We start from the raw sequence: 12,431 nt of genomic DNA on the forward strand, positions 1-12,431 counted from the left end.
AGAAAAGATCGGATCCCATGAGTTTGCAGGTGAAAAAGACCGGTTCGGACATTTTTGCAGCCCTAGAAGCAGCCGCCAAGGAGCGTATCCTTGTTCTGGATGGCGCCATGGGAACTATGATCCAGAATCTGCAGTTCAATGAAGCGCAGTTCCGAGGTGAGCGCTTCAAGAGCTGGAACCAGGATCTGAAAGGGAACAATGATCTTCTGATCCTGACCCAGCCAGATGCCATTCGAGATATCCACCTGCAGTATCTGAAAGCGGGTGCAGATATCATCGAGACCAACACGTTTTCCTCCACTTCTATCGCGCAGGCTGACTACGCGATGGAGAGCATTGTTTATGAGCTGAACAAGGAAGGTGCCCGCCTTTGCTGTGAAGCTGTTGAGCAGATGAAGGAGATTGATCCTTCCCGCCGCCGGTTTGTGGCCGGTGGACTTGGGCCAACAAACCGGACGGCCTCGATCTCTCCGGACGTGAACAATCCGGGCTTTCGCGCAGTTTCCTTTGATGATCTGAAGGATTCTTATGCTGAAGCAACCCGTGGTCTGGTTGATGGTGGCTGTGATCTCATTCTTGTTGAGACCATCTTTGATACCCTGAACGCAAAAGCGGCTTTGTTCGCGATTGATCAGGTGTTTGAGGAGAAAGGCATCAAGCTGCCGGTCATGATCTCCGGTACGATTACAGATTTGTCTGGTCGTACCCTTTCAGGTCAGACACCGGAAGCATTCTGGAACTCTGTCAGTCATGCTGAGCCGTTCACGATTGGCCTGAACTGTGCGCTGGGTGCAAAGGAAATGCGTGCGCACGTGGATGAGATTTCCCGTGTTGCGGATACTCTTGTTTGTGCTTATCCGAATGCGGGTTTGCCGAATGAGTTTGGTGAATACGATGAGAGCCCGGAATACATGGCTGGCCTCATGAAAGAGTTTGCCGAGTCTGGACTGGTCAACGTGGTTGGCGGGTGTTGTGGTACGACGCCGGATCACATTAAGGCCCTTGCGGATGCTATGGAAGGCTTGAAGCCGCGTGCTTTGCCAGAAGTGCCGCGCCTGATGCGTCTGTCCGGTCTGGAGCCATTCACCTTCACCAAGGAAGTGAACTTCGTCAACGTGGGTGAGCGTACCAACGTGACGGGCTCTGCGCGGTTCCGCAAACTGATCAAGAACGATGACTACAATGCAGCGCTGGATGTTGCCCGCTCTCAGGTTGAGAATGGTGCGCAGATCATTGACATCAACATGGATGAGGGGCTTCTTGATAGTGAAGAAGCCATGGTTACATTCCTCAACCTGATTGCGGCTGAACCGGATATTGCCAAGGTTCCAGTGATGATCGACAGCTCCAAGTGGACTGTCATTGAAGCTGGCCTGAAGTGTGTGCAGGGTAAGGCTGTGGTGAACTCGATTTCCCTGAAAGAAGGGGAAGAGAACTTCATCGCGCAGGCTAAGTTGATCCGCCGTTATGGTGCTGCTGTTGTTGTGATGGCGTTTGATGAAACGGGTCAGGCTGACACGTTTGAACGCAAGATCAACATCTGCAAACGCTCCTATGATGTGCTGGTTGATAAGGTTGGTTTCCCGCCTCAGGATATCATTTTTGACCCGAATATCTTTGCGGTTGCGACTGGTATTGAAGAGCATGACAACTATGGTCTGGACTTCATTGAAGCGACCAAGTGGATCTCTGAGAACCTTCCACACGCTCATATTTCTGGTGGTGTTTCCAACCTGTCGTTCTCCTTCCGCGGGAATGAGCCGGTTCGTGAAGCGATGCATTCTGTGTTCCTGTATCATGCCATTCAGGTTGGCATGGACATGGGCATTGTGAATGCTGGTCAGCTGGCTGTTTATGATGACCTTCCTGCTGAATTGCGTGAGCTGTGTGAAGATGTGGTCATGAACCGCCGTTCAGATTCCACGGATCGTCTGCTTGAAGCTGCTGAGAAGTTTAAAGGTCCGGGTGGAAAGAAACGTGAGGTTGACCTGCGCTGGCGTGAGGCAACAGTTGCAAAGCGTCTTGAGCACTCATTGGTTCACGGTATCACGGACTTTATCGTGGAAGACACGGAAGAGGCTCGTCTGAATTTCGATCGTCCGCTGCATGTGATTGAAGGTCCATTGATGGATGGCATGAACGTGGTTGGTGATCTGTTTGGCGCTGGTAAAATGTTCCTGCCGCAGGTGGTGAAATCTGCTCGTGTGATGAAGGCAGCTGTTTCCTATCTGATGCCTTTCCTTGAAGAGGAAAAGCGTCGCAGTGGTTTGGATGAGAGTTCATCCAACGGCAAGATCCTGATGGCGACTGTTAAAGGGGATGTGCACGACATTGGCAAGAACATCGTTGGCGTTGTTCTGCAATGTAATAACTTTGAGGTTATCGACCTTGGGGTGATGGTGCCAACAGCCAAGATCATTGATGAAGCACGCAAGCACGATGTCGATATCATTGGTTTGTCCGGCCTGATCACACCGTCGCTTGATGAGATGTGTCACGTGGCTTCTGAGATGGAGCGTGAAGGTCTGGACATTCCGCTGCTGATTGGCGGTGCGACGACTTCTCGTGTTCATACAGCGGTGAAGATCCATCCGAACTACTCCAAGGGGCAGGCGATTTACGTCACTGATGCCGGTCGTGCGGTGGGTGTTGCGTCCCGTCTGGTGAGTGAAGGTGGTCGTGAGGCACTTTATGATGCAACCCGCGCGGAATATGTGGATGTTGCTGAAAAACATGCGCGGTCGCGGAACAAGAAGGTTCGGGCATCTATTGAGAAGGCTCGTGCAAATCGCTTCAAGCCAAACTTTGATGGATATGCTCCAACCAAGCCTAAGTTTATCGGCACCAAGACATTTACCAATGTCTCCTTGAAGGAGTTGGTGAGGTACATTGACTGGACACCTTTTTTCTCCACTTGGGAGATTAAGGGAGCCTATCCTGCAGTGCTGACAGATGACCGCTATGGTCCGGCAGCTCAGGCGCTTTATAATGATGCGCAGGAGATGCTGAAGGAGATCGTGGACGGCAATCTGTTGCAAGCGAATGCTGTGGTTGGTTTCTGGCCTTGTGCGCAGGATGGTGATGATCTTGTGCTTTACACCGACGAGAGCCGTACAACTGAGCTGAACCGTCTTTATACCCTTCGTCAGCAGATGGACCGGAGTTCCTCTGATCGCGGTAACGTGGCTCTTGCGGACTTTGTTGCGCCAATCGACAGCGGTATCCCGGACTATGTTGGCGGGTTTGCTGTGACTGCGGGTATCGGTGAGGATGAAATTGCCAAGCGCTACGGCGAAGCTGGTGATGACTACAACAAGATCCTCAGTCAGGCGATTGCTGACCGTTTGGCAGAAGCACTTGCAGAGCGGATGCACGAACTGGTTCGTACTGAGCTTTGGGCCTATGCGCCGAATGAAGGTCTGTCTAATGCTGATCTGATTGCAGAGGACTACGATGGTATTCGTCCGGCACCGGGTTATCCAGCGCAGCCAGATCATACTGAGAAGGGTACTCTTTGGGAGTTGCTTGATGCGGAAGCGCAGACAGGTATCTCATTGACTGAGAGCTACGCGATGTGGCCGGGATCTGCTGTGTCTGGTCTCTACTTCTCTCACCCTGACAGCCACTACTTCGGCATTGGCAAGATTGAGCGGGATCAGGTGGAAGATTATGCAAAGCGTAAGGGTTGGGAACTGGCAAAGGCAGAGCGCTGGCTGGCTCCGATCCTGAACTACAACCCGATGGCTCGCGAAGCTGCGGAGTAACGCTTTGAAGCATTGAAATTTAGAGGGGCTGCGGATGTTTTCGCAGCCCTTATTCTTTGTCGGATTGTCGCTGAGACGTGCAAAGACTGTTTCCAAATAGTGATCTAATCATTCGCTGTGGTTCCATTATGTATGTTCAAGAGAAGACAATAGCTCCTGTTTGGGGCATAGGAGACGACCGATGAAAAAGACAATTTTGAAGATCCATAGCTCAGCGGCAACTGCAACATCCGTAACCCGCCAGCTTTCTGATGAACTTGCTTCCAAGATCTTCAATGACGGTGACACCGTTATCGAGCGCGATCTGAATTCCCCGATTTCGTTTATCAACGAAGCATGGATTGGTGCTGCTTACACCCCTGACGAGCAGCGCAGCGAAGAACAGAAAGAAGGCCTTGCGCTTTCTGATGCACTCATTGCGGAGCTGAAAGCGGCAGATGTGCTGGTTATTGGTGCGCCGATCTACAACTTCTCTGTGCCTGCTGTTTTGAAGGCATGGGTTGACCAGATTGCACGTGTGGGTGTGACCTTCAATTACACCGAATACGGCCCACAGGGCTTGCTGACAGGTAAGAAGGCATACATTGTTGCTGCAGCTGGCGGCGTGCCTGTTGGCTCCCCAGCAGACTTTGCAGTGCCTTACCTCAAGCAGGTGCTTGGCTTTATTGGTGTGAGCGATGTGGAAGTTGTTGCAGCGGAAGGTGTTGCTGTTGACCGTGATGCAGCAATTGCACAAGCGCAGAACACAATGGTTGGCCTGACATCTGTGGCAGCGTAACTGATACGCAAAAGCAATTAATCAACTGGAGCCCACCTTGGTAACAAGGTGGGTTTCTTTGTGCACCTGGTAAGCCTTGCCTTCGATTTTTGTTTTGTGAAGGACTTTGTCAGTGTGGGGGAGGGGGACTATAGCAAGCCGATAACGACAGCACCAACAAATGCAAATGCAAGTGTGATTGCGACGGCGTTAAAGCTTCGTGTGACAGTCATGGATTTATCTCCCGTTACTCACTAGCTGTTTAAAGCTTATGTGACGGAAGCCACGTTAGGAAGCAAAAAAATGCCATTTTTCATGGCACTGCTAGAAAAGCACCTAGGATCACTGAAAATTTCTGTAGCGAATAATATGTGTAAAGCCGGAGGATACTTTCTGGTTGTTTTGTGAAAGACCAAGGGAATTCTTGCGTTTCCTCTGTCAAATCAATATGCAGGTTTTCTGCAGCTTCGCGAATACTCGTCGGGCTATACTCATGCTTTTCCTGGGGTGAATTGGGCGTGGATAGTTTAAAACATTCATGACAATTCAGGCGGGAAAACGGAAATATTCAGCATTGAATCAGGAACAGCGCCGGGCAAACGCCTGTTCAAATCGGGGATTTCGAGGTGGGTTACAAGACAGGTGGGAACGCTGCCGGAAGACTTTTGTCTGCCGTTTTGGTTATCGGTATGTGCATCGGCGCTGCACACGTTAGTGCTGCCCCGATGCCCAAAGCTCGTCCTTATGTGGGCAATGTAACCTTATTGCCTCCGATGCCTCTTCCTCAGAGCAAGGTGAGTGTTCAGCCTTCACGTGTTCCTGCGGGCAAGCCGCTTTCTCTCGTTCCTGTGCCACTTGAAAACCAGCGTGTTTTTCCTCCTGCAAGCGATGCGAGGATGTGTGTGCTCCGTGGTTGGAGTGTTGAGATCTCAAACGCTGTTGACGGGCCGGGCGGATGTGGGATTGATCAGCCTGTTTCTTTGCGGTCTGTGGTTGGTGGTGGCCAAGAGATTGGCCTGACGATGCCAGTGCAAATTGAGTGCGAGCTGGCACAAAAGCTGGATGGCTGGTTGCAGGATGTGGCAGTGCCTGCTGCTCGGCGGGAACTTGGTGTATCCATCACGCGCATTCGCACGGCTGCAGGGTATGCTTGTCGTGGCCGGAATAACAAACGCGGCGCGAAGCTCTCAGAGCATGGCAAGGGCAACGCCATCGATATTGCAGCCTTCTATTTGTCTGATGGACGAGAAGTGACTGTTGAAGAGGGCTGGGACGGGTCTTCAGCTGAAGTGCGTTTCCTGAGCAGCTTACATAAAGGAGCCTGTGAGCGGTTCACGACCGTACTTGGCCCAGAGGCCGACAAGTATCACCGAGACCACTTACACTTCGATCAGGGCTGTCACGGCAAGGGCTGCAAATATCGCGTCTGCAAATAAAGGCGCGGGCTCACAGTCCTTTTTTCAAAAGCATGATGTGGGAACGCCCACCTGATTGAGACGGGGCTTTATCTCTTTCAAGCGGGCGTGTTCTGTGATGACAGGGCTTACTGGCAGAAACGGTTTTTGCCAGAGTACGTGCGATAGGTGCCGGTGTTCGGGTTAAAGCTTCTGTATTTGTTGGTGCAGTAGGCAAACCAAGCCGGGGACCACGGGGCTGGGGCTACAGCCTGAGCGTGATAAACCGGTGCTGGCTGATGCACCACTGGCGGACGGTAGGCTGGTGGGCGATACGCTGGCGCTGGTGGACGGTAGGCCGGGCGTGGTGGTGCAACGTACTGAGGTTGCGGTGTCACTGCATTGCCGATGATGAGACCTGCCGCCAGACCGATAACGCCGATTGCAGCTGCTTCACCTGCATTGATGCCGTGCTTCTTATGCTTTCTCTTCTTACGCTTATGGTAATAGTTGTTTTCAACGTAAGTGTTGTTCTCAATGTACGTATTGTTTCGCGGGCCTGCCTGAGCTGCAGAAACGACTGGCAACATCATTGCCCCTGCAAGCGCTACTGAAATTACTGCTGATGCTTTAGCCATTTTCGTCTCCGTAAACGGTATTTCGTGTTTGTTGAGACTAATTAACCAGAAGTGGCCTGAACCTTCTTTGAGAGCGCCATTCATCTTCTGTTCATGTAGATGAATGGGCTAGAAAAACTATATAAATCAATTCATTAGATGTTTGAAAAAATGTTTAAGACGCTGGTTTCTTGCCGAATTTTAAGTTGAGTACGTTATCCATCTTACTTAAATCAGTATGTTGTCCTCTCCAGATTATGGAGACCACTTTTCGGGAATACGCTTAAGTGGAGATAGACAAGAGCCAAGAATCTGAGCAGGGTCAGATTGGGAAAAGTGAGGTTGGTATGGAAAAGAAGATAGATCCAATTCGTGAAACCACCGATGAAGCACGCGCTCTTGCCAAGAAGCTGATCAGGTCTGTCAGATTTGCTTCTCTTGCTGTTCTGGAGCCAGAGACCGGCTACCCTATTGTCAGCCGTGTTGGTGTCAGCTCGGATGTTGTTGGTGCGCCGTTTATGCTTGCCTCCAGCCTTTCCAACCATTCTCAATGCCTTGTGCAGGATCAGCGGGTGTCTTTGCTGATTGGTGAGCCCGGTAAAGGGGACCCACTGGCTCATCCGCGGCTGACCGTTATCGGGCGCTTTGAGCGACTGAGCAAAGGGGATCCGCTGTGCACTGAGCTACGCAACCGCTATTTGATGCGGCATCCCAAGGCAAAGCTCTATGTCGATTTTGCTGATTTCGACTGGTATCGCCTGCATGTTGAGCGGGTGAACATGAACGGCGGCTTTGGTAAAGCGTTCCTGCTGGATACCGAGGATGTTCTGTCTTCTGATGAGGGACGCGAGCAACTCGCGGCTACCGCTCATGACCTTGTTATCCGCATGAATGAGCGCCGTGCTGATGATATTGGGGTGTTTGCCTCGAAAACCTTCAAGGTTGGCGCTTCAAAATGGGGGTTGGTGAGCGTTGATGGTGAGGGGGCTGATTTCTTTGATGGAGAGGCAGTTTACCGTCATTCCTGGGATCAGGAAGTGTCGGTTACGGAGCTAGAAAAGCTGCTGATGCAAACTCTTGGTTGTTCTGTGTAAAACCATGACGTAGGGTTTTGCTCATGTTGTTGTTCTAGTATGGCAACTATGCATGCGTGAAGCAAAACAGGATTGGTGCGGAAATGAACAAAGAGAATTTGGATAGCGCGGCAGGGGCAGAGGTCTACTCCGATAAAACTCTGCGTATTTATGACCTGTTGGTTCTGCGGTTCTCCAACACGTTTCTGTGGCGCTGTTCCGCTTCAAAGGCACTGAGCTTCTTCAACCGCAATGTCAGTGCCAATCACCTCGATGTAGGGGTTGGCAGTGGTTACTTTCTGGAGCACGGGCGCTTTCCGGATAAGACGCGTCTGGTGCTGATGGACCTCAACCAAACCTGTCTGGAGTATGCCAAGGCGCGCTCTGTGGTGGCAAATGTCAGCGTGACACAGACTGATGTGCTGGAGCCGATTGAGTGGACCGACGCCAAGTTTGACAGCATTAATCTGGGTTATCTGCTGCACTGCCTGCCGGGAACCATGAAGCAGAAGTATATGGTGTTTGAGAACCTCAGACCGCTGCTGAATGACGGTGGGATCTTGTTTGGCTCAACCATTTTGGGTGAAGGGCAGAAGCCAAACTGGGCAGCGCGCAAGCTGATGGGCTTTTACAACAGCAAGGGCATCTTTTCGAATTCTGAAGACAACCTTGATGATTTGCGCTCCAATCTGGAGACGTATTTCAGGGATGTGACGATTGAAGTGGTTGGCGAAGTTGCGCTGTTTAAAGGGCGTGTGTAGTCATTTCTTGCGGGAAGAGTACAAGGTCATCCTCGGGTGACCATGGCTTCCATTTCATGCTGAACACGGTTTTAAAATCCGGCTGGTCGATCCGTTCGAGCAGCCATTTTTTTACGCTTGCAGGGGCTTCTCTCTCAAAGCGTTCTTTATCTGCATTGGCGAACTGGCGCACGAATGGGAAGAGTGCCTGATCTGCGAGAGCTGGGCGGTTTCCGAACAGATACGGTGAGCTTTCAAGGCGCTTAGAGAGCTTGGAGAGTTCCTGGATGGCGAGAGCGTAGTGCTCGTCCGGATCTGCGCCTTCGTAGCGTGTTGAGTATTTGTACCTGTCCAGATTGCGTTTGAAATCGCCGTCCATCTCTTCAATCAGCTGCAGCATTTCCTCCAGCGTACCTGTCTCTGGTGAGAGCCAGCTTTGAGGGTCATTTTGCTGTAAAGCCCAGAGCATGATCTCAAGGCTTTCCTCGATGACGGTTCCATCTGTCAGTTGCAGGACCGGAACCGTTCCTTTTGGTGAGATTTCCAGCATGTGGGCTGGCTTGTTGCGCAGCACGATTTCACGGAGGGCAACGGTTGTCTGACTTGCGACCAATCCCAGTCTTGCGCGCATTGCATAGGGACACCGACGAAATGAATACAGGATCGGGAGGGACGTCTGCTCAGCCATGCTTTCTGTTGTCTGCCTTTGATTGATCGTTTTCAGCAGCTGGTATTTCTAATGAATCTACCGGAGCAATGCCAGCGGATTTGCGCTCATAGGCCTGAATTGCCTTCTCTTCTTTCAAAAAAGCTTCGATATGCGGCTGTAATGGGAGTTTGGTGGCCTGCGTTTCGGTCTCTTCCAGCACCGCTGAGGTTGGGACAAAAGCCTTCTGTGCGCGGTCGTACATGCTGACGCGCACCAGACCGGTTGCGGCAACAATGCCTTTCTTCGGGCCTTTGGTGAAGATAAAGCGTTGTTCCATCACACAGGCCTCATCCGTCCAGTACACAATCTCGCTTTCCAGCTTGAACGGCTCGCCAAACGGGAGCTCGCGCCGAAAACGGACAGTGGCGTGATTGGCCAGTGGTGTCCATTTGTTGCGGAAAATTGCTTTGCCGAGCTTGGTGCGGCTCATGTGATCCACACGGCCAAAATCCATCATGGCCAGATAGCGGCTGTTGGTGAGGTGGATGTTCATGTCAATGTCAGAGGGGAGAACGGGCAATCGGACGACAGACTTGCTGAACATGTCTGCTAGTTTTTCCTGAAAAGGGAACTTAATGAAATAAAGTATAAGTCTAAACCAGAGTTGCATTTCTTCTCCACGTGATAGCTCACGGGCTTTCACAAAAATCTAATGGATTTTCCAATAGGGAATTAGGTTTCCTATTAGGTTAGGTGTGTTGTGCCAGATGTTTGAAGATATTTCTAGTTATCTCTTTGTGTGGGAGATTGCGTATAGCTCAACGGAACTTGCTGCTGTTGCGGGCGCTTTTTTCTTTGCAGCTTTCGTTAAAGGCGCAACAGGCCTCGGGTTTTCAACGACTTGTCTGCCGTTTCTAGTTTACGCGGTGGGGTTGAAAAGAGGAATTCCGCTCATCTTACTGCCCAGTATTACCAGCAATATTCTGGTGATGGTCGATGCCGGGTCTTTCAGGGAGATGGTGGTTCGCTTTCGCTGGATGTTGCTTGCAACGGTGCCGGGGATTCTGCTGGGCCTCTGGTTTCTGGATGTGGCGCCCGCTCAGGAAGCTGTTGTGGTGCTGGGTTTTGTGCTTATCAGCTATGCCTTGTTTGCTTTTTTCACGCCGCACCTGAAACTCTCCTATGAGATGGAGCGCTTTTTGGGACCAGTCAGCGGCTTTATTACGGGCGTGGTGAATGGCATTACCGGTTCGCAGATTATGCCTGTGATGCCCTATCTGCTGTCGCTGAATCTCAACAGTGAGCGTTTTGTGCAGGCGATCAATTGCTCCTTTACTTTGTCCTCCTTTGTGATGGCGGGCGGTCTTTATTATCTCGGACTGCTTGATCTGAGTGCGCTGGGTGTTTCTGCACTTGGGCTGGCTTTTGTCTATCTGGGCACCAAGCTGGGCTCGGTGGTGCGCCAGCTGATGTCGCCGTCGGTTTTCAGGGCGTCTATTCTGCTGCTTTTGTTCGGGCTTGGGTTGAGCTTGTTGGTCAAAGGATTTTAGCGGCCATGCTCTAAGCTAACTGGTGGTTGATGGATCCCTTCAGTTTGCAGATGGAGATGTTAGAGATTGTTGCAGGTTCACGCCTAGGCTCTGCTGCATGATGGATATGGAAGCAGACATGGCAATGGCGGCGGAGTATCTCGGCTATACGGCCTTTGAGATTGCCATCATCATGTTCACGTTCTTCTTTGCAGCTTTTGTGAAAGGTCTTGCAGGGCTTGGGTTTACAACAATCTGCCTTGCTGTTCTCGCTTACACGGTGGGTTTGAAGAAGGGCATTCCGCTTATTGTGATACCGGGGCTCATCAGTGATCTCATACTGGTTTATGAGGCCGGGCATTTTCGGGAATCTTTTTCTCGCTTCTGGCGGATTTATCTTTATTCAGTACCGGGCGTTGTCATTGGTCTTTGGTTTTTGGGGTGGGCGTCCACGCATTGGCTGACGATCCTGCTGGGGTTTATCATCATGGCGTTTGTGGGATATGCGCTGCTCTCCAAGAACCTGAAGCTGAAAACGCATTGGGAGAAAGCTGGGAGTTCGCTGTCTGGATTCTCAACCGGATTGCTGACAGGGATGACAGGCTCACAGTTGATGCCGATCACACCGTTTCTGGTGTCTCTCGATCTCCCGCGCAGCCATTTCATTCAAACGATCAATAGCTTCTTCACAGTCGTAACAGTCATGATGATCCTTGGTTTGACATACATGGGCCTGTTGCATCTTGGTGCTTTTGCGATTTCGATCACCGGGCTGGTTTTTGTCTATATCGGCACCAAGAGTGGTAACTATCTTGGCCGGCGCTTCAGCCCGATCCTGTTCCGCTATTGCGTGCTGGTGATGATGCTTTTTTCTGGTCTCGGCCTCATTATCAAAGAGGTTTGGCTGAATGTAATGTGATGACCAACCTTCTTGCAATCGGAGTGAAGGATACCCAATTGCACATCAGTCTAAACCGCAAGCGCGAACTGCGCTTAAGGAAAGTTTTCAGAAAATGGTGATCCTTCAATTGGTTGGGGGGTTTGTGCTGCTGCTTGTTGGCGGTGAAGCACTGGTGCGCGGCAGTGTGGCTGTTGCGACGCGTCTGGGTGTTTCCAAACTGTTTATCGGGCTGACCCTTGTTGGTTTTGGCACATCCATGCCGGAGCTTGTGGCCAGTTTGCAGGGCGCGCTTGCTGGTTACCCCGGTGTTGCCATTGGCAACATTGTGGGCAGCAACATCGCCAATGTGCTGCTCATTTTAGGCATTACGGCAGTGATCCTACCCATTGCGGTGAACCGGGAAGCTTTTCAGCGTGACGGTGCCGTGCTTGTGCTCTCAAGCCTGATTTTGCTGGGCGTCATTCTGACGGGGTATTTGTCCCGATGGGCTGGTTTCGTTCTGATTGGCCTGCTGCTGGCCTATACACTCTTCAGCTATTGGTCGGAACGCAAAGCGGGAAAGGCAGCGGCTCAGATTCATGAGGCTGAAGCTGATCAGGCGAGCTATCCGAACCTTTCCATTTGGGCGGGGCTTGCAATTTTTGCTGTCGGTGTGGTTGGCATCGTTATTGGAGCGAGTTTGCTGGTGTCATCCAGCGTTGAAATTGCGCATCATTTTGGGGTTTCCGATGCGGTGATCGGCCTGACGCTGGTTGCGATTGGCACATCTCTGCCAGAGCTTGTCACCTCGGCGATAGCTGCAGTGCGTGGCCATGCTGAGGTTGCGTTTGGCAATATTGTTGGCAGCAACATCTTCAATATTTTCGGCATTGGCGGTGTAACAGCCCTTGTTGTGCCAATTCCGGTGCCCTCTGAGATCGCGCAGGTGGATATCTGGGTGATGGTAGGCACAGTTGTGCTGATGGCCATTGCCTGCATTACCGGCTGGCGAGTGAGCCGCAGGGAAG

11 protein-coding genes are annotated in these 12,431 nt (G+C 51.4%); 8 read left to right on the forward strand and 3 right to left on the reverse strand.

What is annotated here, in order from left to right; all coding sequences use genetic code 11:
• Window positions 1–17 precede the first annotated feature (17 nt).
• The 3 genes from metH (at window position 18) to PsW74_RS18125 (ending at window position 5,957) form a co-directional block, all read left to right on the forward strand.
• Entirely contained in the window at window positions 18–3,764 is a 3,747-nt protein-coding gene (gene metH / locus PsW74_RS18115; RefSeq protein WP_063289970.1) for a methionine synthase, read from the forward strand.
• Between the two features lie 181 nt (window positions 3,765–3,945).
• Window positions 3,946–4,542: an NAD(P)H-dependent oxidoreductase gene (locus tag PsW74_RS18120; protein WP_063289969.1), complete on the forward strand. Its 597-nt coding sequence runs from the start codon at window positions 3,946–3,948 to the stop codon at window positions 4,540–4,542.
• Window positions 4,543–5,147: 605 nt separating this feature from the next.
• Window positions 5,148–5,957 (forward strand): extensin family protein, encoded by an 810-nt coding sequence (locus tag PsW74_RS18125; protein WP_063289968.1) that lies wholly within the window; start codon window positions 5,148–5,150, stop codon window positions 5,955–5,957.
• Window positions 5,958–6,064: 107 nt separating this feature from the next.
• Here the strand turns inward: PsW74_RS18125 and PsW74_RS18130 are convergent, their stop codons facing one another.
• Window positions 6,065–6,553, reverse strand: coding sequence for a BA14K family protein (locus tag PsW74_RS18130; RefSeq protein WP_057465821.1), 489 nt, complete (start codon window positions 6,551–6,553; stop codon window positions 6,065–6,067).
• Between the two features lie 326 nt (window positions 6,554–6,879).
• Between PsW74_RS18130 and PsW74_RS18135 the strand changes: the two genes are divergently transcribed.
• Both PsW74_RS18135 and PsW74_RS18140 read left to right on the forward strand, forming a co-directional pair.
• A complete protein-coding gene (locus tag PsW74_RS18135) occupies window positions 6,880–7,626 on the forward strand; it encodes a pyridoxamine 5'-phosphate oxidase family protein (protein WP_063290148.1) in 747 nt (248 codons plus the stop codon).
• 83 nt (window positions 7,627–7,709) lie between these two features.
• Window positions 7,710–8,366, forward strand: coding sequence for a class I SAM-dependent methyltransferase (locus PsW74_RS18140; protein WP_063289967.1), 657 nt, complete (start codon window positions 7,710–7,712; stop codon window positions 8,364–8,366).
• Here PsW74_RS18140 and PsW74_RS18145 read toward each other — a convergent pair.
• A complete protein-coding gene (locus PsW74_RS18145) occupies window positions 8,350–9,033 on the reverse strand; it encodes a glutathione S-transferase (RefSeq protein ID WP_063289966.1) in 684 nt (227 codons plus the stop codon). The genes PsW74_RS18140 and PsW74_RS18145 overlap by 17 nt on opposite strands.
• Complete coding sequence (locus tag PsW74_RS18150; protein WP_208988056.1) at window positions 9,026–9,664, reverse strand: thioesterase family protein; 639 nt, start codon at window positions 9,662–9,664, stop codon at window positions 9,026–9,028. The genes PsW74_RS18145 and PsW74_RS18150 overlap by 8 nt, the downstream gene beginning before the upstream one ends.
• A 97-nt stretch (window positions 9,665–9,761) precedes the next feature.
• Between PsW74_RS18150 and PsW74_RS18155 the strand changes: the two genes are divergently transcribed.
• The 3 genes from PsW74_RS18155 to PsW74_RS18165 form a co-directional block, all read left to right on the forward strand.
• Window positions 9,762–10,544 carry a sulfite exporter TauE/SafE family protein gene (locus PsW74_RS18155; RefSeq protein WP_063289964.1) on the forward strand — a complete coding sequence of 261 codons (783 nt, stop codon included), beginning with the start codon at window positions 9,762–9,764 and terminating at the stop codon, window positions 10,542–10,544.
• 97 nt (window positions 10,545–10,641) lie between these two features.
• Complete coding sequence (locus tag PsW74_RS18160) at window positions 10,642–11,442, forward strand: sulfite exporter TauE/SafE family protein (RefSeq protein ID WP_057465702.1); 801 nt, start codon at window positions 10,642–10,644, stop codon at window positions 11,440–11,442.
• A gap of 94 nt (window positions 11,443–11,536) precedes the next feature.
• The coding region (locus tag PsW74_RS18165; protein WP_063305848.1) for a calcium/sodium antiporter at window positions 11,537–12,431 on the forward strand (895 nt) is incomplete at its 3' end.

Origin of the sequence: Pseudovibrio sp. W74 (genome assembly GCF_001623085.1) — a bacterium.
Classification (GTDB): Bacteria; Pseudomonadota; Alphaproteobacteria; order Rhizobiales; family Stappiaceae; genus Pseudovibrio.

Coding starts and splice junctions, on each gene's coding strand:
- metH (WP_063289970.1), top strand. CDS start 18: ATGAGTTTGCAGGTGAAAAAGACCGGTTCGGACATTTTTGCAGCCCTA.
- PsW74_RS18120 (WP_063289969.1), top strand. CDS start 3,946: ATGAAAAAGACAATTTTGAAGATCCATAGCTCAGCGGCAACTGCAACA.
- PsW74_RS18130 (WP_057465821.1), bottom strand. CDS start 6,553: ATGGCTAAAGCATCAGCAGTAATTTCAGTAGCGCTTGCAGGGGCAATG.
- PsW74_RS18135 (WP_063290148.1), top strand. CDS start 6,880: ATGGAAAAGAAGATAGATCCAATTCGTGAAACCACCGATGAAGCACGC.
- PsW74_RS18140 (WP_063289967.1), top strand. CDS start 7,710: ATGAACAAAGAGAATTTGGATAGCGCGGCAGGGGCAGAGGTCTACTCC.
- PsW74_RS18145 (WP_063289966.1), bottom strand. CDS start 9,033: ATGGCTGAGCAGACGTCCCTCCCGATCCTGTATTCATTTCGTCGGTGT.
- PsW74_RS18150 (WP_208988056.1), bottom strand. CDS start 9,664: ATGCAACTCTGGTTTAGACTTATACTTTATTTCATTAAGTTCCCTTTT.
- PsW74_RS18155 (WP_063289964.1), top strand. CDS start 9,762: ATGTTTGAAGATATTTCTAGTTATCTCTTTGTGTGGGAGATTGCGTAT.
- PsW74_RS18160 (WP_057465702.1), top strand. CDS start 10,642: ATGATGGATATGGAAGCAGACATGGCAATGGCGGCGGAGTATCTCGGC.